Genomic DNA, 24807 nt, shown 5'->3' with positions numbered 1-24807 from the left:
GCCGCGATCGCCGCATACGATCATCGGGTGATGACTGCTCTCCGCCCCGTGCGCTGGTTCCGTGATTTCGGGCGGCCGCCGCGCATCCTCGGTCTCGACGTCGCGCGGGGTCTGGCGATCCTCGGCATGGCCGGTGCCCACGTCGGCGTGACGGAGGCGTTCGAGTGGGGCGACCCGACCACGTGGACCGACCTCGTGCACGGCCGCTCGTCGATCCTCTTCGCGCTGCTCGCCGGCGTCTCCATCGCCCTCATGACCGGGCGCGACGTGCTGCCGGAGCGGGAGCGCCTCCCGGGCATCCGCCTCAACCTCGTGGGCCGCGGCGCGGTGATCTTCGTGATCGGCCTCGCCCTGGAGCTCCTCAACACGCCGATCGCCGTGATCCTCACCCTCTACGGCCTGCTCTACGTCGCGGTCATCCCCGTGCTGCGGTGGCGGCCCCGGCAGCTGCTCCTCGGCGCCGCCGTCCTCGCCCTCGCCGGTCCGGCGCTGCTCGCTCTGCTCAGCGCGGTGGCGCTGCAGCCGTTCGGTGCGGGCATCGGGTTCGTGCTCTACGGCACCTATCCGATCACCGTGTGGCTGGCTCTCGTGCTGGGCGGCATGGCTCTGGGCCGGCTCCGGGTGCAGGAGCTGCGCACGGCCGTCGTCGCCCTCGTCGTCGGCGTGGTCCTCGCCGCGATCGGCTACGGTCTGGGTGCCCTCGGAGCGGGCGCGGGGCTGGGCGGGACGGAATCGATCGTCTCCTCGACGAGCGCGTCCTCCGGGAGCGAGAGCATCGAGATCCTTCCCGGCGAGAGCCTGTCGTCGTCTTTCATCCCCGACGATGTGATGCCGCCGTCCGGCTGGGAGAGCTACCCCGAGGCGCTCGCCGCGACGGATCCGCTTGGCTCCATGGTCCGCGCGGTCTTCGCCGTCGACCCGCACAGCGGCGGCACCGCCGAGATCCTGGGCTCCGGCGGGTTCGCCCTCGCGGTGATCGCCCTGTGCCTGCTCCTGAGCCGTCCGCTGCGCTGGCCGCTGCTGCCCCTCGGCGCGCTGGGGTCCATGCCGCTCACGGCATACAGTGTGCACGTCGTCTCCGTCGTCCTCGTCGCCGGCCCCGGAGGCTTCATCGCGGACAACGCCTTCTGGGCGCTCACCGCCGTAGGGCTCTTGCTGGTCACGACGCTGTGGGCGATGTTCGTCGGACGTGGTCCCCTGGAACGCCTCGTCGGAAAGGGCGCCGCCGCGATGGCCGCCGTGCCTCGGCGCTGACGCTTTTCGTCATCCGCACGGGCGCACCTGTCATCACAGGTCTTAGGCTGGGGGGATGACCATTCCTGCACTCGAACTGAACGACGGCAACTCCATCCCCCAGCTGGGCTACGGCGTCTTCAAGGTGCCGCCGGCAGAGACCGAGAAGGCGGTGAGCGAGGCTCTCGAGATCGGGTACCGCCACATCGACACCGCCGCGATCTACGGCAACGAGGAGGGCGTCGGCGCGGCCATCGCGTCCTCCGGCATCCCCCGTGAGGAGCTCTTCGTCACCACGAAGCTGTGGAACGACCGCCACCACGACGACGAGCCCCGCGCCGCCATCGGCGAGAGCCTCGAGAAGCTCGGCCTGGAGCAGGTCGACCTCTACCTCGTGCACTGGCCCACCCCGGCGAAGGACGACTACGTCCACGCGTTCGCGAAGCTCATCGAGCTGCGCGACGCGGGCCTGACCCGCAGCATCGGCGTCTCGAACTTCCTCGTGCCGCACCTGGAGCGCACGGTGAAGGAGACCGGCGTCGTCCCGGCCGTGAACCAGATCGAGCTGCACCCGGCGTACCAGCGCCGCGAGGAGGTCGCCTGGGCCGAGGCCAACGGCGTCCGCATCGAGGCCTGGGGTCCGCTCGGCCAGGGCAAGTACGACCTCTTCGGCACACCGGCGATCGCGGAGGCGGCCGCCGCCCACGGCGTGACCCCCGCACAGGCCGTCCTGCGCTGGCACCTGCAGAAGGGCATCATCGTCTTCCCGAAGTCGGTGCGTCCGGAGCGCCTGCGCGAGAACCTCGACGTGTTCGGCTTCGAGCTGACCGACGCCGAGATCGCCGCGATCGACGCGCTCGACCCGCTCGACGGCTCCGGCCGCGTGGGCTCGCACCCGGACGAGGTCAACTGATCCCGCCCTCATACCGGCCGCGGGCTCGGCACTGACGCCGTCACCGGGCCAGCACTGACCGGAGCCTTGCTCCCGAGCCCGCGGCCCGCGGCTCGTCTCCGTTCCACATGACGCCCCGTGTCGCTTCGCGCGACACGGGGCGTCCGCGTGGGTACCGTCGAGCCCATGACAGCTCCGCTCCGCGTCGTCGCCGTCTCGGGCTCCCTCCACGAGCCGAGCAAGACCACCGCCCTCCTCCGTGCGATCACCGCCGCGGTCGCCGAGCGCGCCCCGGTCGAGGCGCAGCTGATCGAGCTCACGCAGGTCGGGCCCTCGCTCGCGGGTGCTCTCACCCGTGACCAGCTCCCGCCGGAGGTGGAGGCACAGCTGCAGGCGATCGAGACAGCCGACCTGCTCATCGTGGGCAGCCCGGTGTACCGCGCCTCGTTCACGGGGCTGTTCAAGCACCTGTTCGACTTCGTGGACCAGTACGCCCTCGTCGGCACGCCGGTGCTCCTCGCGGCGACCGGTGGCGGCGAGCGACACGCGCTCATGATCGAGCACCAGCTGCGCCCGCTGTTCGCGTTCTTCCAGGCGCTCACCCTCCCGCTTGGCGTGTACGCGAGCACGACCGACTTCGACGGCTACGAGGTGGCGACGGACGTGCTGCGTGCGCGGATCGCGCTCGCGGCCGAGCGGGCCCTCCCGCTCGTCGGCTACACCCTGTCCCGTCCCGCGGAGCTGCTCGTCGGCTGATCCTGGTCCGGAGCCGGTGCGCCCCGCGTAGCGTGGGAGCATGACGAACCGTCTCGCCGACACCCTCAGCCCCTATCTGCGGGCCCACGCCGACAACCCCGTCGACTGGTACCCCTGGGGAGAGGAGGCCTTCGCCGAGGCGCGCCGCCGGGACGTGCCGATGCTGATCTCGATCGGCTACTCCACCTGCCACTGGTGCCATGTGATGGCGCGCGAGTCGTTCGCCGACCCGGGGACCGCCGCCCGCATCAACGAGGGGTTCGTCGCGGTGAAGGTCGACCGCGAGGAGCATCCGCACGTCGACGGGGCCTACATGGCCGCCGCGTCGGCGTTCACGCAGAACCTCGGCTGGCCGCTCACGGTGTTCACCACGCCTGCCGGACGCGCCTTCTACGCGGGGACGTACTGGCCGCCCGAGGCGCGACCGCCGATGCCCGCGTTCCGCGATGTGCTGGCCGCGGTGCGCGAGGCGTGGACGACGCGACGGGCGCAGGCCGAGGAGTCCGCCGACGCGGTGACCGCGGCCCTCGCCGAGGCGGCGGAGACCACGGCATCGAGCCTCCCGGACGCCACGGCCCTCGCGGAGGCCGCCCGCGGTCTCGCCGCCAGGGAGGACGCGGAGTTCGGCGGCTTCGGCGGAGCTCCGAAGTTCCCGGTGGCCACGACCCTGCGGTTCCTCCAGGAGCCCCTCATCCGCGCGGCCGCACCCGAGGCGGCGGCTGCGGCCGAACGCGCCCTCGCGGCGATGGCGGACTCGGATCTGCGTGACGCCGACGGCGGGTTCTTCCGCTATGCGACCCGGCGTGATTGGACGGTGCCGCACTACGAGCGCATGCTGACCGACAACGCCCAGCTGCTCGAGGTCGCGCTCGACGCCGGCGACGAGGAGACCGCCCGCGGGATCGCCCGCTTCCTGCTCGGCACGCTGCGGCAGGAGGGCGGCGGCTTCGGCGCTGCGCAGGATTCCGAATCGTGGATCGACGGGGCCCGCAGCGAGGGGGGCTACTACCTCCGTCCCGTCGCGGAGCGCGCGGCGCTGGAGCCGCCCGCCGTGGACGGCAAGGTCATCACGGGATGGAACGGCCTCGCGATCGCGGCACTCGCCCGGGCGGGGGCGGCGCTCGGCGAGGACGCGTGGATCGCCGCCGCTGCGGAGGCCGCCGCTGCCGTGCTCGACACCAACCGCGGGGCCGACGGCGCGCTCGTGCGGGCATCGCTGGACGGCCGGGCCTCCGCCGCGGTCGCCACGGCCGCCGACCTCGCGCTGCTCGCCGAGGGCCTGTTCGCCCTCGCGGCGGCCACCGGCGACGTCGCTCCGGCGTCCACGGCCCTGGGCCTCCTCGACGGAGCGCTGGACGGCGCCGCGGGGGACGACCCGATGCTCCGCGCGCAGGGCATCGCCGCCTCGCCCGACCACACCGACGGCGATCTCCCCTCCGACACGGCGGCGGTCGCGCACGCCGCGCTTACCGCCTGGCGGCTGGGAGCGGGGGACCGCTATCGCCCGGCAGCAGTGGAGCGGGTGGAGGCCCTCGCCTCCCGGGCGCTCGCCCAGCCCTTCGCCCACGGCAGTCTGCTCCGGGTCGCCGCCGGACTCGCCGCGGCGCCGCGGCAGCTCGTCGTGGTGACGGAGGAGCCGGGTGGGGCGCTCGCCGCCGTGGCCCGCGGAGCCGATGCCGATGTCGTCGCGGTCGTCACGCCGGCGCAGACCGCGGCGTTCGCCGCCGCGGGGTTCGAGCTGTTCGAGGGCAAGGAGGCGACCGCCGAGCGCGCCTACGACTGCCGCGCCTTCGTCTGTCGCCTGCCGGTGAGCGATCCGGCCGCGGTCTCGCGCGCACGGTGAGCGCCCTTCCCCGACGCAGCGCTGTGCATTCTGCCTACCGTGCGGCGTCCGTCTGCCCGTCGAGTGCGCGCGATGCGCAGCTTCGAGTGCACGGTTTGCCCAGCGCCCGCGATCCGTTCTAGGGTGACGCGACCCCTCTCGGATCACAGCAAGGATGCTCTGACGATGACTCTATCCGCCCGCGCCGGTCTCGACGCCGTGCCCGCCTACCGACAGGGGCGCTCCGCCCCGGCCGGTGCCTCCAAGCTCTCCTCGAACGAGTCCCCGCATCCGCCGCTGCCCTCCGTCGTGCGCGCCGTGCAGGACCGGGTGGCCGGCATCCACCGCTACCCGGACATGAGCGCCTCCGCGGTCCGGGAGGCGCTCGCCGCCCGGTATGCGGTGGACCCGGCGCAGGTGACCGTCGGCGCGGGGTCGGTGGAGATCGCCGCCCAGCTCATCCACGCGGTCGCCGGCGAGGGGGACGAGGTCGTCTTCGCATGGCGGTCCTTCGAGGCCTACCCCTCGCTCGTCCGGATCGCGGGCGCGACGCCCGTCGCCGTGCCGCTGGATACCGATCACGGACACGACCTCGACGCGATGCGCGCCGCGATCACCCCGCGCACACGTCTCGTGTTCGTGTGCAACCCCAACAACCCGACCGGCACGGTCGTCGACGCCGAGGCCCTGGAGCGCTTCGTCGCCGCGGTGCCGCACGACGTCCTCGTCGTCATCGACGAGGCCTACGTGCACTTCGACCGCACGGACAGCCGCGGCGCCGGCATCGAGCTGTTCCGCCGCCACCCGCACGTCGCGGTGCTGCACACGTTCTCCAAGGCGTACGGCCTGGCCGGGCTCCGCATCGGCTACGCGATCGCCCCCACCGCGATCGCCGAGGCACAGCGCAAGGTGGCCGTGCCGTTCGGGGTCACCGACCTCGCCCAGGCCGCAGCCCTCGCCTCGCTCGCCGCGGAGGACGAGCTCGCCGTCCGCATCGACGAGGTCGTGGCGCAGCGCGATCGGCTGTACACCGTGCTCACCGCTGCCGGCTGGCCCGCCGTCCGCTCGCAGGCCAACTTCGTCTGGGTCCCCGCGGGGGAGCGCACCGCCGAACTGGACGCCCTCCTGCATGTCGGCGGCGTGGTCGCCCGCGCCTTCCCCGGCGAGGGCATCCGCATCTCGTCCGGCTCCGCCGCCGACATCGACAGGGTGGAAGCCGCCCTCGCGGTCTCCGGCGACGCCGCGCACGAGTCCGACCACGATTCCGACCTGATGGAGGTGGGCGCGTGACCACCGAGGTCCCCGTCACCACGACGACCACGAAGGGCCTGCACCCGGGCCTCACCCGCCGCCAGATCTCCATGATGGGGCTCGGCGGCGCGATCGGCGCGGGGCTGTTCGTCGGCTCCGGGCAGGCGATCAGCATCGCGGGACCCGCCGTACTCATCTCCTACCTCGTCGCGGGCGGCATCGTCGTGCTCGTGATGGCGATGCTCGCCGAGATGGTGGCGGCGCGGCCGAGCTCCGGCGCCTTCAGCTCCTACGCCCAGAAGGCCATGGGGCGCAGCGCCGGCAGCGCGGTGGGCTGGCTGTACTGGATCCAGCTCGTCGTCGTGATCGCCGCCGAGGCGACCGGCGCGGCCGGGATCGTGGCGAACTGGGTACCCGGGATCCCCGCGTGGGTGTGGGTGCTCGTGTTCGTCGTGGCGCTCACCGCGGTGAACCTCTTCGGCGTGCGCAACTACGGCCGTTTCGAGTTCTGGTTCGCGGCGATCAAGGTCGCCGCGATCATCGCCTTCCTCGTCGTCGGCGTGTGCGCGATCGTCGGACTCATCCCCGGCGTGCCGGCGACCGGCATCTCGAACCTGGTGGATGAGGGCGGCTTCGCCCCGCACGGCATCACCGGCATCGCCGCGGCGCTCCTCATCGTCGTCTTCGCGTTCGGCGGCACCGAGGTCGTCGCGATCGCGGCCGCCGAGTCGGACGACCCCTCCCGCAACATCCGCCGGATCGTGCGCGAGGTGCTCGTGCGCATCCTCGTCTTCTACGTCGGCTCGATCTTCGTCATCGTCGCGGTGCTCCCGTGGGACGACCCCGCCGTGCAGACCGGTCCGTTCTCGGCGGTCCTGGACACCCTGAACGTGCCGGGCGTCGGCCTCGTGATGGACCTCATCGTGGTGATCGCGCTGCTCTCGGCCATGAACGCCAACATCTACGGCGCCTCCCGGATGGCGTACTCGCTGGGGGAACGCGGGCTGGCGCCGCTGTCCGTCACCCGGACGAGCCTCAAGGGCGTGCCGTTCGTCGCCGTCCTCGCCTCGGTGGCCTTCGGCTTCGTGACCGTCGGGCTGAACTGGGCCTTCCCGGACGTGGTGCTCCCGGCGCTGCTGAACGTCGTGGGGTCGACCCTGCTGGTGATTTGGACGGCGACGGCGATCTCGCAGATCGTGCTGCGCCGGCGGGCCGACCGTGCCGGCGAGGCGATGCCCATGCGGCTCTGGGGCTTCCCCTGGGTGTCGTGGCTGTGCCTCGTGCTGCTCGCCGCCGTGATCGCGCTCGCGATGATCGACCCGGCTGCGCGCATCCAGCTGCTGCTCACGCTCGGGCTCACCGCGGTCCTGCTCGTCGTCGCCCGCCTGACGCGGGGTGTCTCCCGCCCCGGCATCGTCAAGGAGTGACGTGCGGATCGATCGCCTCGACGCCGCGCTGATCCGGCTGCTGACGGAGTCGCCGCAGCTGCCCCTCCTGGAGTGCGCGCGCCGGCTGGGCATCGCGCGGGGGACGGCCACGAGCCGCCTCGCGCGCTTGCACGAGGGTGGCGTGATCGAGGCGATCGTGCCGCGCATCGACCCCGCCGGCTTCGGGTACGGCGTCGTGGCGTTCTGTCTCGTCGAGATCGATCAGAAGGTGGGGCATGACGACGTCGCGACCGCCCTCGCGGACGCGGTGCCGGAGATCGTCGACATGCACACGGTGACCGGCGCGAGCGACATGCAGCTTCGGCTCGTCGCCCGCGATGCGACGCGGCTCCAGGAGGTGCTGGACCGGGTCGCCCTCGTGCCGGGGGTCGCGCGGACCGCGTCCTCCATCGCGATGCGCACGCATCTCTCGGGTCGCGTGCTCCCGCTCGTGGAGCACGTGGCCGACGAGGTCTCCTGACCCGGGCTCGGAGTCCGGTCGGTCAGACGCCGGTCAGACCCAGCCCGGCAGCCAGTTGTGCAGGCGCCAGAAGTCGTAGGGCACGCTCATCCCCGTCCACAGCGGCAGGAAGAACGCCGAGACGAGGACGACGACGACGAGGAAGATCAGGACGGTCCGCTGTCCCGACTGGCGGCGCGGGAGCGGGTCCTCCCGGCGCCCGGCGATGATCCGCAGTGTGGCGGTGAGTGCGAGCACGAGGAACGGCATCATCACGACCGTGTAGAACTGGAAGATCGTCCGGTCGGGGAACATCAGCCAGGGCAGATAGGTCACCGCGAGCCCCACGAGCGGGAGGCTGAGCGCCGGGCCGACCGGCTGCCGCGTGATCCACCCGCGGATGAGGCGGTAGAGCAGGTACACGCTGGCCGCGACGCCGCCGTACCAGATGAGCGGGTTGGGGATCGCCGAGATCACGCCGATGCAGTGGTCGACGCCGCAGCCGGTGGGGTCGCTGTCGACCCACACCGCGGTGGGGCGGAGCAGGAAGGGCCACTCCCACGCCGGGCTCGCGTACGGGTGCCCGCGGGTGAGGCCCACGTGGAACCCGAGCATGGCCTCGTGGTAGTTCCACAGGGCGATGAGCGGGTTCGGATCGCTGCCGCGGTCGTAGCCGTTCGCCGTCACCAGCCATCCTGTCCAGCTCGCCAGGTAGACCGCGAACGCGGGGACGACGAGGAGGACGAACGACACCGGCCCCTGGCGGAAGACCGCGGACGCCGGCCACACCACCACCCCGCCGCGGCGCCGGGCGAGGGCGTCGGTGATGACGACGTAGAGTCCGAAGCCCGCGAGCACGTACAGCCCCGACCACTTCACCGCCGAGGCGGCGCCGAGTGCGAGCCCCGCGGCGACGAGCCAGGGACGGCGCCAGAGGATCGGTCCCCACAGCGGGTGCTCGTCGTCGGGGTCCCGGCGTTCGAGCAGGGGGATCGTGCGCTGGCGGTCGATGAGCACGAACAGCACGCCCAGCAGCACGAAGAAGGTGAGGATGCCGTCGAGGAGCGCGATGCGGCTCATCACGATGCTGAGGCCGTCGATCGCGAGGAGCGTCCCCGCCACCGTCGCCGCCACGACGGAGCCGGTCAGGCGTCGCGCGATGAGGAAGACCAGCAGCACCGATCCCGCACCGAGGACGGCGGTCGCCAGACGCCAGCCGGCGCTGTTGTCCGGGCCGCCGATGGCCATGCCCAGCGCGATGAGCCACTTCCCGAGCGGCGGGTGCACGATGAAGGCGCCCTTGTTCGTCAGCGGGAGCTCCTGCAGGGTGATGAAGGCGTCGTTCGCGTTCTCGCCCCACACCCCCTCGTACCCGAGGCTCCACAGCGACCAGGCGTCCTTGACGTAGTAGGTCTCGTCGAAGGCGAGCTGGTGCGGATGGCCGACGTTCGCCAGGCGCAGCACCGCCGCGAGGGCCGTGACCAGCAGCGGGGCCAGCCAGCCGATCGCCCGGCCCCAGTCCGGAGCCTGCAGCACGCGGTCGCGGAGTCGCTCGTAGCGCGTGAGCCGTTCCTCGGGGAGGGGCAGGAGGGGCTCGGGCGCGGTCACCGGTCCAGCCTAGACACACTCCACCCTGTGCTCCCGGTATGCCGGCTCCGGTCCCGCTGCGGGTCCACGCCTAAGCTGGGCGGGTGATCATCCTCGCCGCGACCCCGATCGGAAACCTGGGCGATGCGTCGCGGCGACTCGTGGAGGTGCTGGAGAACGCGGAGATCGTCGTGGCGGAGGACACCCGCACGACGCAGCGCCTCCTGCAGGCCCTCGCGATCGACAACCGGCCCCGCTTGATCGCGCTGCACGACCACAACGAGAAGCAGAAGGCCGCGGAATTGGCCGCGCTCGCCGCGGAGACCGACCTCGTGGTGCTGAGCGATGCGGGCATGCCGACCGTGAGTGACCCGGGATACGGCCTCGTCGCCGAGGCGGTGGCGCAGGGGGTCACGGTGACCGCGATCCCGGGGCCCAGCGCGGTGCTCATGGCCCTGGCGATCTCGGGGCTGCCGACGGACCGCTTCACCTTCGAGGGGTTCCTGCCGCGGAAGCCGGGGGAGCGCCGGGCGACCCTTTCCGCCCTCGCCGCCGAGCCCCGCACGATGGTGTTCTTCGAGTCGCCCTCGCGCCTGGCGACGACCCTGACCGACATGGGGGCCGCTTTCGGCGCGGACCGCCGGATCGCCGTGTGCCGGGAGCTGACGAAGCTGTACGAGGAGGTCCGTCGTGGCGGCGCGTCCGAGCTCGCCGCCTGGGCCGCCGACGGCGTGAAGGGCGAGATCGTGGTGGTCGTCGAGGGGGCACCGCGGCGGGAGGCCTCCCCGGAGGACGCCCTCGCCCAGGTACAGGCCCTGGTCGCGGACGGCACCCGCCTGAAGGATGCGGCCTCCGAGGTCGCGGCCCTGACGGGCTTGTCCTCCCGGGATCTGTATCAGGCGGCCCTGGCGGCGCGGTCGCGGTGACCCCCGTCGCAGATTCGCACCCCGGTTGCGGGGATGCGGGGGGCGGCTGCGGCATGAGCCCGGATCTGCGGCCTCCCGCCGGACAGGACCCGGTCGCGCGCGCCTACGACGAGAGGGCCGCGGAGTACCGGGAGGTCGCGGGAGACCTGGGACTGATGGATCCGCGCGACCGCGAGCTCATCCGGCGGTGGCGCGAGGAGACCCCGGGGCGGCTGCTCGATGCGGGCTGCGGCCCCGGGCACTGGACGGCCTTCCTGCACGGGGGCGAGGGGCGGGACGTCGAGGGGATCGACCTCTCCTCGGCTTTCATCCACGGGGCGCGGGCGCAGTATCCGCACCTCTCGTTCCATCACGGGTCGTTCCGGACGCTGCCGCAGGCATCGGGCACCGTCGGCGGCGTCCTCGCGTGGTACTCCGTGATCCACACGCCTCCGGCCGAGCTCCCGGACGTGTTCGCCGAGTTCGCCCGGGTGCTCGCCCCCGGCGGGAGCCTGCTCCTCGGCTTCTTCGTCGGCGAACCCCGGGTCGCCTTCTCCCATGCCGTCGCCCCCTCCTTCTTCTGGACCGCGGAGGCCCTGTCCCCGCTGCTCGCCGCGGCCGGTCTCGAGCTGCACTGGTCCGAGACCCGCGAGCGCGAACCGGGCGAGATCAGCTCCCGCCCGCACGGAGCCCTCCGCGCCCTCCGCTCCTGACCCGCCCGTCCACGCACGCCCTCGCAGGTCTGCACCGTGTCGCAGACCTGCACCGTGTCGCAGAGACTGGCCCCATCCCTGCGACACCGACGCGAATCTGCGCCCGCGCGCGGGAGCGGGAGGGGGCACCGGGGGAGACTGTCCTACGCTGACAGGACCAGGACCCGGACCAGAACCAGGACCAGAACCCGCGAGCGAGAGGAGTCCGCGTGAGCAAGGCCGCGACGGTGTACGACGTCGCCGACCGCGCCGGAGTGTCGATCGCGACCGTGTCGCGGGTGCTGCGCTCGCCGGAGGCCGTCCGTCCGGTGACCCGGGAGCGGGTGCTCGACGCGGTCGCCGCGCTGGGGTACGTCCCCAGTGGGAGCGCGCGGGGTCTCGCGGAGCGCCGGACCGGGGTGCTGGGGCTGTACTTCCCCGGATTCGACGCCGCCGAGGACGCTCCGCCCCTCGACGTGCTGTCCGCCGCCGCCCGCCCGCCGTTCACGGTCGTGTCGGACGAGCAGGACGCGCCGCACTCCTCCATGCTGTTCCTCGACGAGGTCCTCCGCGGCGCCGAGCTGGAGGCGTGGAAGCAGGGGTTCGTGCTCATGGTGGGCGTCGGCCGCGACGATCCCGACCGCTCCACCGTCCGCGACATGGCAGGCCGCGTGGACGGGCTCATGGTGCTCGCCCGCAGCGTGCCGGACGCCGTGCTCGCCCGGCTGGCCCGCCGTATCCCGGTGGTCGTGCTGTCCGGACCGCCGCGGGGCGATGCCTACGACCACGTCACGGTGAGCAACGTCGAGGCGATGGGGGAGCTGACCCGCCACGTGCTGTCCCAGGTCGGGGAGGGGGAGATCGCGTTCCTCGCCGGCCCGGCCGACTCGCCCGACGCCGAGCAGCGGTGGGAGGGCGTGTCGACCGCGCTCGCCGCGGCGGAGCGCGACCCGGCAGCGGTACGCATCCTCCGGGGCGACTTCACCCGCGCCTCCGGGCGTCGGGCGGGGGAGCGGCTCGCGCGCGACGGCGTGCCCGCCGCGCTCATCGCCGCCAACGACCAGATGGCCCTCGGGGCCATGGACGTGTTCCGCGGGGCGGGCGTGCGGGTGCCGGACGACGTCCTCGTCACGGGGTTCGACGGCATCGAGGCGGCGACCCTGGTGTCGCCGCCGCTGACCACGATCCGGCAGCCGATGATCGAGCTCGGGCGTGCGGCGGTGCAGGTGCTCGCGCGACGGCTGGAACAGCCGGACGCCCCGCCGCTCACCACGCGTCTGCCCCTCCAGATCCTCCTCCGCGAGAGCTCCACGCGCCCCTCCTGAGTCGACGCGACCGCGCCGCCCCGGAGGGTCTCCTGGCTCACCACGGGGTTGCCGATTCAAAATGTATGCGCTTACAATCTGGTGTACGGCTTCGGCCGGCAGGACTCCCCACCCCCCGGGGCGCCCTTCATGACAGAGACGACATGAGGTCATCCAGTGGCAGAGACGCACACCTTCCGACGCTGGCGCCGCGCCGCCGTCGTGGGGCTCGCGGCCGCAGCGGTCGCACTCAGCGGCTGCAGCATCCAGATCAGCTCGCAGCCCGACCCCTCGATCGGCGACGACACGATGCTCATCAACGCCGACAAGGGCAACCCGTTCTTCACGCAGAACTTCAACCCCTACCTCACGAACACCCGGACCGCCTCGCGGTGGATCTACGAGCCGCTCATCCTGGTGAACCCGCTCGACGGCGAGCTCACCCCGTGGCTCGCGTCCGAGTGGACCCAGCCCGACGCCCGCACGATCGTGATGACGGTCCGCGACGGCGTGGAGTGGAGCGACGGCGAGCCCCTCACCCCGGAGGATGTGGCCTTCACGTTCCAGCTCATCAAGGACGAGCCTTCGCTCGACATCAAGGGCGCGTGGCAGCACATCGACCGCATCGAGGTCGACGGCGACGACGTGGTGTTCCACCTCCAGGGCGAGGACGCGCCGTCGCTCTCGATCCTCGGGCAGACCATGATCGTGCCCGAGCACCTGTGGGCCGACGTGGAGGACCCGGCCACCTGGCGCAACGAGGAGCCGGTCGGCACCGGCCCGTTCGTGCTCGGGAACTACAACGACCAGCAGTACTCGATGGACCGCAACCCGGACTACTGGCAGGCGGACAAGATCGAGATCGAGCACATCATCCTGCCGGCCACGAACACCCAGCTCGACACCGTGACCCGCGGCTACGACTGGGCCTACTCCTTCATCTCCGACGTCGAGGGCACCTGGGGAGCGGCGAGTCCCGACAACACCTGGTGGTTCCCGCCGGGTGGCGTCATCTCGCTCGTGCCCAACCTCGAGGTCGCCCCGTTCGACGACGTGAACCTCCGTCGCGGCATCGCGCTCGCGCTCGACCGGGAGGAGATCGCCGAGACCGCCTCCGAGGGCTACATGCAGCCCGCCGGGCAGACCGGCCTCATCCTGCCCAACCAGGAGAAGTGCCTCGACCCGGAGATCCCGGACCAGGGCATGCTCGCGCAGGACCGCGACGCCGCGCTCGCGGCGTTCGCCGAGTCCGGGTACACCCTGCAGGGTGACCAGCTCGTCGGCGAGGACGGCGAGCAGCTCGCGTTCTCGCTGACCACCGCCAACGGATACTCCGACTGGACGCGCGCCGCCCAGACCGTGCAGCGCCAGCTCGCGGACGTCGGCGTCAAGGTGTCGCTCAAGCTCCCGCAGCCCGCCGGCTACCAGAGCGCGATCGGCACCGGCGACTTCGAGATGGCGATCGGCGGCATGGGCAACGGCGACGTGTACCAGGCCTACAACAGCCTGCTCTCCAGCGACTTCTACGTGCCGGCCGGCGAGGTCACGACCAACAACTTCGAGCGCTACCGCTCCCCGGAGGCCGACGCCCTGCTGGAGGAGTACCGCGCCACGATCGACCCCGACCGCCAGACCGAGATCGTGCACGAGCTGCAGAGCATCGTGTACGAGCAGGTCCCCGTGATCGGCCTGTACTACGGCGGGATCTGGGGCCTGTTCAACGACGCGAAGTTCACCGGCTGGCCCTCCGCGGACGATCCGTACATGATCCCGCAGAACTACGATTCGGCGCCGCTGGGCATCTTCACCCACCTGAAGCGCACGGACGGGGGAGACCAGTGAAGTACGTCCTCCAGAAGATCGGCCTGTTCCTGCTCACCCTGTGGGCCGCGATCACCCTGAACTTCTTCCTCCCGCGACTCATGCCCGGCTCTCCCGCCGACGCCGCGATCGCCAAGCTCTCCCAGAACGGTCCGGTCTCGGATGCCACGCGCGCCGCGATCGAGGCGCAGCTCGGAGTGCCGACCGGATCGATGTGGGACCAGTACGTGGCCTACCTCGGCCAGGTCGTGCGACTCGACTTCGGCGTCTCGTACACGTTCTACCCGCAGACCGTGTCGAGCATGGTCTCCACCGCGCTGCCGTACACGCTCGGCCTCGTCGGCATCGTCACGGTCCTCGCCTTCGTGATCGGCACCCTCATCGGCGTGATGGCCGCCTGGCGGCGCGGCACGTGGCTGGACTCCTTGCCGACGCTGACCGGGTCGTTCCTCAGTACGTTCCCGTACTTCTGGACGGCGCTGCTGCTGCTGTTCTTCCTCGGCTACGTGCTGCACTGGTTCCCGACCACCGGCGCCTACTCGGCGACGACCACCCCGGGCTTCACCTGGGACTTCATCGTCGACCTCGTCCGGCACGCGTTCCTGCCGGCGCTGACGATCCTGCTCACCTCCCTCGGCGGCTGGATCATCGGCATGCGCAACGCGATGATCAACACGCTCGGCGAGGACTACATCACCTTCGGCGAGGCGAACGGCCTCCGCGGCCGCACGATCGCCCTCCGCTACGCGGCCCGCAACGCGATCCTGCCGAACCTCACCGGCTTCGGGCTCACGCTCGGCGGCGTGGTGGGCGGCTCGATCCTCGTCGAGCAGGTGTTCGGCTATCCGGGCATCGGCTACCTGCTGTTCAACGCCGTGATCGGGCAGGACTACCCGCTCATGCAGGCGCTCTTCCTGATGATCACCGTGAGCGTGCTCATCGCCAACTTCCTCGTGGACATCCTCTACGGGGTTCTCGACCCGAGGACTCGCCGATGACGACCCCGAACCCCACCCCCAGCACCGTGACCGTCAAGGTCCCCACCGCCCGCATCGCGGCGCCCAGCCCGTGGCGCGCCTTCGGCCGCATGGTCGGCACCCTGTGGTCCAACGGCAAGGCCCGCATCGGCCTCTGCCTCCTCGCGTTCTTCGTGCTCGTCGCCGTGTTCGCCCCGCTCCTGGCTCCCTACGGCCCGAAGGAGAACGGGTTCCCGCGCAACGCCGACGCCTCGCGGGAGCACTGGCTCGGCACGACCGCGGCCGGGGAGGACGTGCTCAGCCAGCTCATCTACGGTGCCCAGGTCAGCCTCCTCGTGGGCTTCGCGGCCGGGCTCCTCTCCACGATCGTGGCCGTGCTGATCGGTCTGAGCTGGGGCTACATGCGCGGGTTCGCGGGCGAGGTCGTCGGGTTCATCGTGAACCTGTTCCTCGTGATCCCCGGCCTGCCGCTGATGATCGTGATCGCGGCCTACCTGCAGAACGGCGGCATCCTCATGATCATCGCCGTGATCGTCGTGACGGGATGGGCGTGGGGTGCGCGCGTGCTGCGCAGCCAGACCCAGTCCCTCCGCGGCAACGACTTCGTCACCTCGGCGCAGTTCTCCGGCGACAGCAGGGCGCGGATCGTCTTCCGCGAGATCCTGCCGAACATGACGTCGATCATCGCCGGCACCCTCTTCGGAGCGGCGACGGCGGCGATCCTCGCCGAGGCGGGGCTGGAATTCCTCGGCCTCGGCGACTCCAGCATCGTCAGCTGGGGCACGATGCTCTACTGGGCGCAGAACTCGAACTCCCTGCTCACCGGCCAGTGGCTGCTGCTGTTCGCGCCCGGTCTGTGCATCGCGCTGCTCGCCCTCAGCCTCACACTCATCAACTTCGGCGTGGACGGCATCTCCAATCCGCGCCTGCGCGAAGGGAAGGGCCGATGAGCGCCATGGAGCACGACGACATCCTCCTCGACGTCCAGTCGCTGTCCGTGGAGTACGCCTCCCCGGGGCAGGAGCCGGTGCCGGCCGTGCGCGACGTGTCGTTCGCGCTCCGGCGCGGCGAGTTCGTCGGGCTCGTCGGCGAGTCCGGGTCGGGCAAGTCCACGCTCGGCTTCGCGCTCACGCGGCTGCAGAAGCCGCCGGCGCGCATCAGCGGCGGACGCATCCTGTTCGATGGCCGCGACATCCGCGAGCTCGACGCCGAAGAACTGCGGCGTCAGCGGCAGGGCGGCTTCGCGATGGTGCTGCAGTCCGGCATGAACGCGCTGAACCCCGTGCGGACCGTGGGCAACCACTTCCGCGACATCTTCGCCGCGCACGGTCATGTGCCCGCCGAGCAGCGCCAGGCCAGGGCGCGGGAGCTCGTCGGCAAGGTGGGGCTCAAGCCGGAGGTGCTCGACCGATACCCCGGTGAGCTCTCCGGCGGCATGCGGCAGCGCGCCTCGATCGCCCTCGCCCTCTCGCTCGAACCCCAGCTGATGGTGTTCGACGAGCCGACGACGGCGCTCGACGTCCTCGTCCAGCACGCGGTCATGGACACGATCCAGGAGCTGCAGCGGTCCGAGCGCTTCACGGCGATCCTCATCAGCCACGACCTCGGGATCGTCCTCGAGGCGACCGACCGGGTGATGGTCATGCACGAGGGCCGCATCGTGGAGGACGCCCGCAGTCAGGACATCCTGCACCGCCCGCAGGACGAGTACACCCGGATGCTGCTGAGCCACTACGCCGACCCGCGCGCCGAGAAGATCGAGATCCCCGGGTTCGTCGATCTCGGCACCCGTCGCCGGGAGGGACGCAGCCGTACGGACGTCACCGAGACCCTGCCGACCGTGTCTCCGCGGGACGCCCGGCGGGCCGACGCCGCGATCGTCGTGGAGGGCGTGACCAAGCGCTATCCGGCACCGCGCCGCGGGCAGGATCCGGTCGTCGCGGTCGACGACGTGTCCTTCCGCCTGGAGCCGGGGGAGGCGCTGGCGCTGGTCGGTGCCTCCGGCTCGGGCAAGTCGACGATCGCGAAGATGCTCACCGGCGTCGAGAAGCCGACCTCCGGCCGCATCCGCTTCGGCGATGTCGATGTCGCGGCCCTGAAGCGCCGAGGACTCCGCGACCTCCGCAAGGACGTGCAGATGGTGTTCCAGGATCCGTACGCGGCCCTGAACCCGCTGCACACCGTCGAGTACGCCCTGACCCGTCCCGTCGTGAACTACACGAGGCTGCGCGGGGCGGAGGCCAGGGCCCGGGTGCTCGAACTGCTGGAGACGGTGGGCCTGACGCCCGTCGAGCAGTTCGCCGCCAAGCTGCCGCACCAGCTCTCCGGCGGGCAGCGGCAGCGCGTGGTGATCGCCAGGGCGCTCGCGAGCGACCCGCAGGTGCTCATCGCGGACGAGCCGGTGTCGATGCTCGACGTGTCGCTCCGCGCCGGCGTGCTCGCGCTGCTGGAGGACCTCCGCGAACGGTGGGGCATCAGCATGCTCTACATCACCCACGATCTGCTGAGCGCGCGGCTCGTCACCGAGAACATCCTCGTGCTCAACAGCGGCCGCGTCGTCGAGCGGGGCGAGACCTCCCAGGTGCTGCAGCATCCGGAGGACCCGTACACGGTCGAACTGCTCGACGCCGTGCCGAACCCCGCCCGCGCCCGCTGACGCGCCGAACGACTGCAAGAAAGAGAGAGGAGCGCATCCGTGCTCGCATTCCCCGACGGCTTCCTCTGGGGCGCCGCGACCGCCGCCCATCAGGTGGAGGGTAACAACACCACGAGCAACTGGTGGGCGATGGAACACGCCCCCGACTCGCCCATGGTCGAGCCCTCCGGTGACGCCGCCGACCATTTCCACCGCTACCCGGAGGACATGCGGCTGCTCGCCGAGGCCGGGCTGAACTCCTACCGGTTCTCGGTCGAGTGGGCGCGGATCGAGCCGGAGCGCGGGTTCGTCTCGCGGGCGATGCTCGACCACTACCGCCGCATGATCGACACCGCCAGGGAGAACGGGCTGGACCCGACGGTCACCCTCATGCACTTCACGGTGCCGCAGTGGTTCCAGAAGGACGGCTTCTGGCGTGCCGACGACGCGGTGGACCTGTTCTCCCGCTATGTGGAGACCGTGCTGCCGATCCTCGACGGCGTGCGCTACGTGTGCACGATCAACGAGCCGAACATCGCGGCGATGCTGGCCGGAGGCGAGGATGCGGCGAACCTCGTCGCCTACGGCCTGCCGAATCCCGACCTCGGCGTCGCGGACACGCTGCTGACGGCCCACCGGCGCGCGGCCGAGATCCTGCACACGGTTCCCGGGGTGCAGGCGGGCTGGACGATCGCCACCCAGGCCTTCCACTCCACCGGCGAGCCCAGCGCCGACGAGATGCTCGCGACGTACGGCGACCCGCGCGACCACTGGTACCTGGAGCAGTCCGCCGGAGACGACTTCGTGGGCGTGCAGGCCTACACCCGCACGTTCATCGGTCCGGAGGGGCCACTGCCGGTGTCGCCGGACGTGGAGACGACGCTCACGGGCTGGGAGTTCTTCCCCGAGGCCCTCGAACTGGGCGTCCGGAGCGCGTGGGAGCGCAGCGGCGGCGTCCCCGTGCTCGTCACGGAGAACGGCATCGCCACGGCCGACGACACCCGGCGCATCGCCTACACGCAGGGCGCGCTGGAGGGGCTGCACCGCGCCATCAGCGACGGCATCGAGGTCCGCGCCTACCAGCACTGGAGCGCGCTGGACAACTACGAATGGGCGAGTGGATTCCGGCCGACGTTCGGTCTCATCGGCTTCGACCACGAGACCTTCGAGCGGTTCCCGAAGCCCTCGCTGGCCTGGCTCGGCGAGGTCGCCCGCCGCAATGGGCTCTGACGAGCCGCACGGCGTAACCACGGGCATGGGGGCACCTAGAATTGTCCCCATGCCCGCTGGCGACTCCTTCTACATCACCACGCCCATCTACTACCCCTCCGATGTGCCGCACATCGGTCACGGGTACACGACGGTGGCCGTCGACACGCTCGCACGGTGGCACCGCCAGGCGGGCGACGACACCTGGATGCTGACGGGCACCGACGAGCACGGTCAGAAGATGCTGCGGGCCGCGGCCGCCAACGGCGTCACCCCGCAGGAGTGGGTCGACAAGCTCGTCAGCGAGAGCTGGTTCCCGCTGCTGAAGACCCTCGACGTCGCGAACGACGACTTCATCCGCACCACGCAGGAGCGGCACGAGACCAACGTGCAGACGTTCTTCCAGCGGCTCTACGACCGCGGGTACATCTATGCGGGCGAGTACGAGGCGCTCTACTGTGTGGGCTGCGAGGAGTTCAAGCCGGAGTCCGAGATCGTCGACGGCACCGGTCCCTTCGAGGGGCTGAAGGTCTGCGCCATCCACTCCAAGCCGCTCGAGCTGCTGCAGGAGAAGAACTACTTCTTCAAGCTCAGCGAGTTCCAGGACCGCCTGCTCGAGCTCTACAAGACCGAGCCCGACTTCGTGCGGCCCGATTCGGCGCGTAACGAGGTCGTCTCCTTCGTGAGCCAGGGCCTCAAAGACCTCTCGATCTCCCGCTCGACCTTCGACTGGGGCATCCCGCTGCCGTGGGACGAGTCGCACGTCATCTACGTGTGGGTCGACGCGCTGCTCAACTACGCCACGGCGGTCGGCTACGGCTCCGACGAGGAGACCTTCGCGCGCCGCTGGCCCGCGTACCACGTCGTCGGCAAGGACATCCTGCGCTTCCACGCCGTGATCTGGCCGGCGCTGCTGATGGCGGCCGGGCTCGATGTGCCGAAGGGCGTCTTCGCGCACGGCTGGCTGCTCGTGGGCGGCGAGAAGATGTCGAAGTCGAAGCTCACCGGCATCGCGCCGACCGAGATCACCGACGTCTTCGGCTCCGACGCGTACCGCTTCTACTTCCTGTCGGCGATCGCGTTCGGCCAGGACGGTTCGTTCTCCTGGGAGGACCTCTCCGCGCGGTACCAGGCCGAGCTCGCGAACGGCTTCGGCAACCTCGCCTCGCGCACGACCGCGATGATCGAGAAGTACTTCGAGGGCATCGTGCCGCCGGCGGCCGACTACACCGAGGCGGACCTCGCGATCCAGCGGATCGTCGCGGACGCCGCGACGAAGGCGGACGCCGCGATCGGCCAGTTCCGCATCGACGAGGCGATCTCCGCGATCTGGACCATCGTCGACGCGCTCAACGGGTACATCACCGAGAACGAGCCGTGGGCGCTCGCCCGCGACGAGGACCAGCGCGAGCGTCTGGGCACCGTGCTCTACACGTGCGCCGAGGGGCTGCGGGCGCTGGCCGTGCTGCTGTCGCCGGTGATGCCGCAGTCGACCGAGAAGCTGTGGATCGCGCTCGGCGCCGCGGAGACCCTGGGGCGGCTGCAGGACCAGCCGATCCGCGAGGCGGGGGCCTGGGGCGTGCTGAAGCCGGGCACGAGCGTCAACGGCCTCGCGCCGCTGTTCCCGCGCGTGGAGTCCACGGCCTGACATCCGGGCAGGACACCATGGCGGAGACCTACGTGCGCGAGCGCTCGGGCGACGGGCGCAAGGACCGGACCTATCCGGCGGCCCCGGAGCTCCTCGCGGTGCCCGTGTACGACAACCACGCGCACCTCGAGATCGCCGATGGTGACCAGCCCATGTCTCTCAAGACCCAGCTCGACCGGGCGGAGGCCGTCGGCGTCATCGGCGTCGTGCAGGCGTCCGGAGACATCGAGTCGTCCCGCTGGGCGGTCGAGGCCGCCGCGTCCGACCCCCGGGTCCTCGCCGCGGTCGCCATCCACCCGAACGATGCCCCGACGTACGCGGAGGAGGGGCGCCTCGACGAGGCGCTCGCGGTCATCGACGAGCTCGCCGCCCATCCGCGCACGCGCGCGATCGGCGAGACCGGGCTTGACTTCTTCCGCACCGAACCGGAGCGCCGTGCGCCGCAGTTCGCCTCCTTCGAGGCGCACATCGCGCTCGCGAAGAAGCACGGCATCGCGATGCAGATCCACGACCGGGATGCGCACGAGGCCGTGCTGGAGACGCTGACGCGGGTCGGGGCCCCCGAGCGCACCGTGTTCCACTGCTTCTCCGGCGACGAGGCGATGGCCCGGGTGTGCGCCGACGCGGGCTACTACCTGTCGTTCGCCGGGAACGTCACGTTCAAGAACGCGCAGAACCTGCGCGACGCGCTGAAGGTCACCCCGCTCGATCGCCTCCTCGTCGAGACGGACGCTCCGTTCCTCACGCCGGTCCCGCTGCGGGGCCGCCCGAACGCGCCGTACCTCGTGCCGCTCACGGTGCGCTTCCTGGCCGCGGAGCTCGACCTGGACGTGGAAGAGCTCTCCGCGCAGCTCGCCGAGAACACGCTGCGGGTCTACGGCTCGTTCGCCGGCTGACCCTCCGGATCGACGTCCTCGGGCCCGGTCTCGGCGACGGGCTTGGCACTGACGATGTGCGAGATGGGCTTCCACACCAGCACCAGGGTGATCGCCGCCCCGCCGAAGGCGAACCACCAGGGCGCGGTCAGTCCCCAGGTCTGCGCGATCACGCCGCCGAGGGCCTGGCCGACGATCATGCCGCCGAAGACGCCGACCATGTTGACCGAGGCGACGCGCCCCTGGAGGGAAGCGGGGACGAGCCGCTGCCGGACGGTCGTGGAGATCGTGCCCCACACGAAGGCGTACGCCCCGAAGAAGAACATGATGACGAGGGCCACCGCGCCCGTGGTGGTCAGGGCGAACGCGAGATGCATGAGCACCTCGAGGGAGAGGACGACACGCATCAGGCTCGCGAACGACACGTGCCGCTCCAGCCAGCCGAAGCTCAGCGTCGCGAGGATGCCGCCCGCCGCGGACGCCGTGGTGAGTGCGCCGTAGCCCACGGGCCCCATCTGCAGGTGCTCGGTGGCGTAGAGCACGAGCACGCCCCACGGCGCGGCCCAGGTCACGTTGAAGACGAGGATGATGAGCACGAGCATGCGCACCGGCGGATTGCGCCACAGCCAGCGCAGACCCTCCGCGATGTCGGTGTGCACCGGCGGGTGGGTCTCGGTCTCCCGCGGCGGGACGGGCGTGCGGGCCATGCGGGAGATGAGGACGATCGCGAGCGTCACGCACAGCACCTCGACGAGGAACGGCCATGCGCTCCCGGCGGCGAAGAGGAACGCGCCCAGCGGCGGCCCGGCGAACTGGTTGGCGACGAGATACCCGGCCTGCAGGCGCGCGTTCCCGATGCCGAGGTCTGCCGGCTTCACGAGCATCGGCAGCAATGTGCTCCCCGCGGTGTCGACGAAGACCTCGGCGGTGCCGTAGAGGAACGCGACGGCGAGGACGATCCCGATGTTCGCGGTTCCCGTCACGAGGAACACGCAGAGGGCCGCGAGCACGACGGCGCGCACGGCGTTGGCGGTCATCACCAGGCGGCGCCGATCGAAGCGGTCGGCGATGGCCCCCGCGTGCAGTCCGAAGAGCAGCCACGGTAGGAACTGCAGGATGGCGCCGGAGGCCACGAGGATCGGCGACGACGTCATCGACGCGATGAGCAGGGGAGCGGCGGCCAGCGCCACACCGTCTCCGATGTTGCTCGTCCACGACGACGCGAGCAGCCAGCGGAAATCCCTGCCCAGGCGCCGCGGAGCGATCAGTTCACCGAGGGAGGGCACCTCCGAAGGATAGCGATGATCACGGACATCACCCAGGAACCGGGCACGGCCCGTCATCCGGGAGAATGGGACCATGACCGTCACCTTGCTCGGGGCCACCGAGATCCGCCGTCTGGCCGCCGAGCTCGATGTCACCCCCACCAAGAAGCTCGGACAGAACTTCGTCGTCGACGCGAACACCGTCCGCAAGATCGTCCAGGCCGCCCGCGTGCAGGCGGGGGAGCGGGTGGTCGAGGTCGGACCGGGACTCGGGTCGCTGACCCTCGCGATCCTCGAGGCGGGAGCCGCGGTCACCGCCGTGGAGATCGACCACCGCCTGGCCGCCCGCCTGCCGCAGACCGCGACCGAGCACGGCGTGCCGGAGGGGATGCTCACGGTGGTCGACGCGGACGCCCTCCGCGTGACGGAGCTGCCGGGGGAGCCGACCGTCCTCGTCGCGAACCTGCCGTACAACGTGTCGGTGCCGGTCCTGCTGCACTTCCTGGAGACGTTCCCGTACCTGCAGCGGGGCGTCGTGATGGTGCAGGCGGAGGTGGCCGAGCGGCTCGCCGCGAAGCCGGGGTCGAAGATCTACGGCTCGCCGAGCGTCAAGGCCGCCTGGTACGGCGAGTGGAAGCTCACCGGGAACGTCTCCCGCCAGGTGTTCTGGCCGGTGCCGAACGTGGACAGCCTCCTCGTCGGCTTCGACCGCTCCGAGGGCGAGCGCGGCCCGGTGGAGGAGCGCCGGCGCACCTTCGCCATCGTCGACGCGGCCTTCAACCAGCGGCGCAAGATGCTCCGGCAGGCCCTCTCCGGCCTCTTCGGCAGCTCCGCCGCGGCGACGGAGGTGCTCACCGCCGCCGGGGTCGCGCCGACCGCCCGCGGGGAGGACCTCACCGTCGACGACTACCAGCGGATCGCCCAGTACGCAACGGCGATCGAGGGTTCCGGCGTCAGCGGCTAATCTGGCACGGTGACCGACTCCCCCCGCTTCCGCCCCGACGTCCCCGAACTGCACCGTCCGTACGCCGCCGACGAGGGCCGCTACGGACGGTTCGCCTACCGTCAGGTGGGCGCCTCCGGCCTCTACCTGCCCCCGATCTCGCTGGGCCTCTGGTGGAACTTCGGCGACAACATCCCGCTCGACAACCAGCGGGCGCTCCTGCGTCACGCGTTCGACAACGGGATCACGCACTTCGACCTGGCGAACAACTACGGCCCGCCGTACGGCTCGGCCGAGAAGAACTTCGGCCGCATCTTCGCGGAGGACCTGCGTCCTTACCGCGATGAGCTGATCATCTCGTCGAAGGCCGGCTGGGACATGTGGCCCGGACCGTACGGCGACTATGCGAGCCGGAAGTACATCCTCGCGAGCGCCGAGCAGTCGCTCACCCGCATGGGGCTGGACTACGTCGACATCTTCTACTCGCACCGCGTCGACCCGGTCACCCCGATCGCCGAGACGGTCGGCGCGCTCGACACCCTGGTGCGCCAGGGCAAGGCGCTGTACGTCGGCATCTCCTCGTACAGCGCGGAGCGCACGGCCGAGGCCGTCGCCGTGGCGAAGGAGCTGGGGACGCCCCTGGTCATCCACCAGCCCGCGTACTCGATCCTCAACCGCTGGATCGAGGACGGCCTCACGCAGACCCTGGAGGAGTCGGGCCTCGGCGCCATCGCCTTCACCCCGCTCGCCCAGGGGCTGCTCACCGACAAGTACCTCGGCGACGGCACGGCCGAGCGCGCACAGCAGCGCGGTTCGCTGCCGAACGGCAAGCTGTCCGAGGACGCGGTCCAGACCCTCCGGGCGCTGAACGAGGTCGCGCAGGGCCGGGGGCAGTCGCTCGCGCAGCTCGCGCTGCAGTGGACGCTGCGCACCCCGGTCGTCGCCTCGGCGCTCATCGGCGCCTCCCGGACGGAGCAGCTCGACGAGAACCTCGCCGCGCTCGACGGTCCCGCGTTCACCGACGAGGAGCTCCGCCGCATCGACGAGCTCGCGGGCGCCATCGACGTGAACCTGTGGGCGACCTCCTCGGACCTGTGACCCGCTC

General features: G+C 71.2%; 21 protein-coding genes. 19 read left to right on the top strand and 2 right to left on the bottom strand.

The window, feature by feature from the left end:
- The first annotated feature begins 30 nt into the window (after positions 1-30).
- From B7W94_RS09320 to B7W94_RS09290, 7 genes are all read left to right on the top strand, one after another.
- Positions 31-1254 carry a heparan-alpha-glucosaminide N-acetyltransferase domain-containing protein gene (locus tag B7W94_RS09320; RefSeq protein WP_238695687.1) on the top strand — a complete coding sequence of 408 codons (1224 nt, stop codon included), beginning with the start codon at positions 31-33 and terminating at the stop codon, positions 1252-1254.
- Between the two features lie 55 nt (positions 1255-1309).
- Positions 1310-2146, top strand: coding sequence for an aldo/keto reductase (locus B7W94_RS09315; RefSeq protein WP_071330032.1), 837 nt, complete (start codon positions 1310-1312; stop codon positions 2144-2146).
- Positions 2147-2311: 165 nt separating this feature from the next.
- Positions 2312-2881: an FMN reductase gene (msuE, locus tag B7W94_RS09310; RefSeq protein WP_025105598.1), complete on the top strand. Its 570-nt coding sequence runs from the start codon at positions 2312-2314 to the stop codon at positions 2879-2881.
- 40 nt (positions 2882-2921) lie between these two features.
- Positions 2922-4724, top strand: coding sequence for a thioredoxin domain-containing protein (locus B7W94_RS09305; RefSeq protein WP_085606122.1), 1803 nt, complete (start codon positions 2922-2924; stop codon positions 4722-4724).
- 165 nt (positions 4725-4889) lie between these two features.
- The gene (gene hisC / locus B7W94_RS09300) at positions 4890-5993 is read left to right on the top strand and encodes a histidinol-phosphate transaminase (protein WP_085606121.1); all 1104 of its coding nucleotides are present in this window, start codon (positions 4890-4892) and stop codon (positions 5991-5993) included.
- Positions 5990-7381 (top strand): amino acid permease, encoded by a 1392-nt coding sequence (locus B7W94_RS09295; RefSeq protein WP_085606119.1) that lies wholly within the window; start codon positions 5990-5992, stop codon positions 7379-7381. Before hisC ends, B7W94_RS09295 begins: the two co-directional genes overlap by 4 nt.
- A gap of 1 nt (position 7382) precedes the next feature.
- Positions 7383-7862 (top strand): Lrp/AsnC family transcriptional regulator, encoded by a 480-nt coding sequence (locus tag B7W94_RS09290; RefSeq protein ID WP_025105602.1) that lies wholly within the window; start codon positions 7383-7385, stop codon positions 7860-7862.
- A 33-nt stretch (positions 7863-7895) separates the two neighbouring features.
- Here the strand turns inward: B7W94_RS09290 and B7W94_RS09285 are convergent, their stop codons facing one another.
- Positions 7896-9449: a dolichyl-phosphate-mannose--protein mannosyltransferase gene (locus B7W94_RS09285; RefSeq protein ID WP_085606117.1), complete on the bottom strand. Its 1554-nt coding sequence runs from the start codon at positions 9447-9449 to the stop codon at positions 7896-7898.
- A gap of 83 nt (positions 9450-9532) precedes the next feature.
- Between B7W94_RS09285 and rsmI the strand changes: the two genes are divergently transcribed.
- The 10 genes from rsmI (at position 9533) to B7W94_RS09235 (ending at position 21515) form a co-directional block, all read left to right on the top strand.
- Complete coding sequence (rsmI, locus tag B7W94_RS09280) at positions 9533-10354, top strand: 16S rRNA (cytidine(1402)-2'-O)-methyltransferase (RefSeq protein WP_085606115.1); 822 nt, start codon at positions 9533-9535, stop codon at positions 10352-10354.
- A 53-nt stretch (positions 10355-10407) separates the two neighbouring features.
- The gene (locus tag B7W94_RS09275; RefSeq protein ID WP_085606113.1) at positions 10408-11046 is read left to right on the top strand and encodes a class I SAM-dependent methyltransferase; all 639 of its coding nucleotides are present in this window, start codon (positions 10408-10410) and stop codon (positions 11044-11046) included.
- Positions 11047-11255: 209 nt separating this feature from the next.
- Positions 11256-12350, top strand: coding sequence for a LacI family DNA-binding transcriptional regulator (locus B7W94_RS09270; protein ID WP_085606111.1), 1095 nt, complete (start codon positions 11256-11258; stop codon positions 12348-12350).
- Positions 12351-12506: 156 nt separating this feature from the next.
- Positions 12507-14171, top strand: a complete 1665-nt coding sequence (locus B7W94_RS09265) for an ABC transporter substrate-binding protein (RefSeq protein ID WP_085606109.1) — start codon at positions 12507-12509, stop codon at positions 14169-14171.
- Complete coding sequence (locus B7W94_RS09260; protein WP_085606107.1) at positions 14168-15148, top strand: ABC transporter permease; 981 nt, start codon at positions 14168-14170, stop codon at positions 15146-15148. Before B7W94_RS09265 ends, B7W94_RS09260 begins: the two co-directional genes overlap by 4 nt.
- Positions 15145-16077 (top strand): ABC transporter permease, encoded by a 933-nt coding sequence (locus B7W94_RS09255; RefSeq protein ID WP_085606105.1) that lies wholly within the window; start codon positions 15145-15147, stop codon positions 16075-16077. The genes B7W94_RS09260 and B7W94_RS09255 overlap by 4 nt, the downstream gene beginning before the upstream one ends.
- A gap of 5 nt (positions 16078-16082) precedes the next feature.
- Positions 16083-17783 (top strand): ABC transporter ATP-binding protein, encoded by a 1701-nt coding sequence (locus B7W94_RS09250; protein WP_085606103.1) that lies wholly within the window; start codon positions 16083-16085, stop codon positions 17781-17783.
- A gap of 39 nt (positions 17784-17822) precedes the next feature.
- Complete coding sequence (locus tag B7W94_RS09245) at positions 17823-18992, top strand: glycoside hydrolase family 1 protein (RefSeq protein ID WP_085606101.1); 1170 nt, start codon at positions 17823-17825, stop codon at positions 18990-18992.
- 49 nt (positions 18993-19041) lie between these two features.
- Positions 19042-20619 (top strand): methionine--tRNA ligase, encoded by a 1578-nt coding sequence (gene metG, locus B7W94_RS09240; RefSeq protein WP_085606099.1) that lies wholly within the window; start codon positions 19042-19044, stop codon positions 20617-20619.
- A gap of 17 nt (positions 20620-20636) precedes the next feature.
- Positions 20637-21515, top strand: coding sequence for a TatD family hydrolase (locus B7W94_RS09235; protein WP_085606097.1), 879 nt, complete (start codon positions 20637-20639; stop codon positions 21513-21515).
- Here B7W94_RS09235 and B7W94_RS09230 read toward each other — a convergent pair.
- Positions 21494-22780 (bottom strand): MFS transporter, encoded by a 1287-nt coding sequence (locus tag B7W94_RS09230; protein WP_085606479.1) that lies wholly within the window; start codon positions 22778-22780, stop codon positions 21494-21496. The two genes, B7W94_RS09235 and B7W94_RS09230, sit on opposite strands and share 22 nt — an antisense overlap.
- A 73-nt stretch (positions 22781-22853) precedes the next feature.
- Between B7W94_RS09230 and rsmA the strand changes: the two genes are divergently transcribed.
- Positions 22854-23723, top strand: a complete 870-nt coding sequence (rsmA, locus tag B7W94_RS09225) for a 16S rRNA (adenine(1518)-N(6)/adenine(1519)-N(6))-dimethyltransferase RsmA (protein ID WP_085606095.1) — start codon at positions 22854-22856, stop codon at positions 23721-23723.
- Positions 23724-23732: 9 nt separating this feature from the next.
- Positions 23733-24800: an L-glyceraldehyde 3-phosphate reductase gene (gene mgrA, locus B7W94_RS09220; protein ID WP_085606093.1), complete on the top strand. Its 1068-nt coding sequence runs from the start codon at positions 23733-23735 to the stop codon at positions 24798-24800.
- Positions 24801-24807 lie beyond the last annotated feature (7 nt).

This window comes from Microbacterium sp. LEMMJ01 (assembly GCF_002114135.1).
Lineage (GTDB): Bacteria > Actinomycetota > Actinomycetes > Actinomycetales > Microbacteriaceae > Microbacterium.
The sequence above is the reverse complement of the archived record's forward strand: the minus strand, read 5'-3'. Positions and strand labels throughout refer to the sequence as shown.

What these genes read in the sequence shown, in the direction of transcription:
- metG (WP_085606099.1), top strand. Translation starts at nt 19,042, where the DNA reads ATGCCCGCTGGCGACTCCTTCTACATCACCACGCCCATCTACTACCCC.
- B7W94_RS09315 (WP_071330032.1), top strand. Translation starts at nt 1,310, where the DNA reads ATGACCATTCCTGCACTCGAACTGAACGACGGCAACTCCATCCCCCAG.
- B7W94_RS09250 (WP_085606103.1), top strand. Translation starts at nt 16,083, where the DNA reads ATGGAGCACGACGACATCCTCCTCGACGTCCAGTCGCTGTCCGTGGAG.
- B7W94_RS09235 (WP_085606097.1), top strand. Translation starts at nt 20,637, where the DNA reads ATGGCGGAGACCTACGTGCGCGAGCGCTCGGGCGACGGGCGCAAGGAC.
- B7W94_RS09320 (WP_238695687.1), top strand. Translation starts at nt 31, where the DNA reads ATGACTGCTCTCCGCCCCGTGCGCTGGTTCCGTGATTTCGGGCGGCCG.
- msuE (WP_025105598.1), top strand. Translation starts at nt 2,312, where the DNA reads ATGACAGCTCCGCTCCGCGTCGTCGCCGTCTCGGGCTCCCTCCACGAG.
- rsmA (WP_085606095.1), top strand. Translation starts at nt 22,854, where the DNA reads ATGACCGTCACCTTGCTCGGGGCCACCGAGATCCGCCGTCTGGCCGCC.
- B7W94_RS09255 (WP_085606105.1), top strand. Translation starts at nt 15,145, where the DNA reads ATGACGACCCCGAACCCCACCCCCAGCACCGTGACCGTCAAGGTCCCC.
- hisC (WP_085606121.1), top strand. Translation starts at nt 4,890, where the DNA reads ATGACTCTATCCGCCCGCGCCGGTCTCGACGCCGTGCCCGCCTACCGA.
- B7W94_RS09305 (WP_085606122.1), top strand. Translation starts at nt 2,922, where the DNA reads ATGACGAACCGTCTCGCCGACACCCTCAGCCCCTATCTGCGGGCCCAC.
- B7W94_RS09275 (WP_085606113.1), top strand. Translation starts at nt 10,408, where the DNA reads ATGAGCCCGGATCTGCGGCCTCCCGCCGGACAGGACCCGGTCGCGCGC.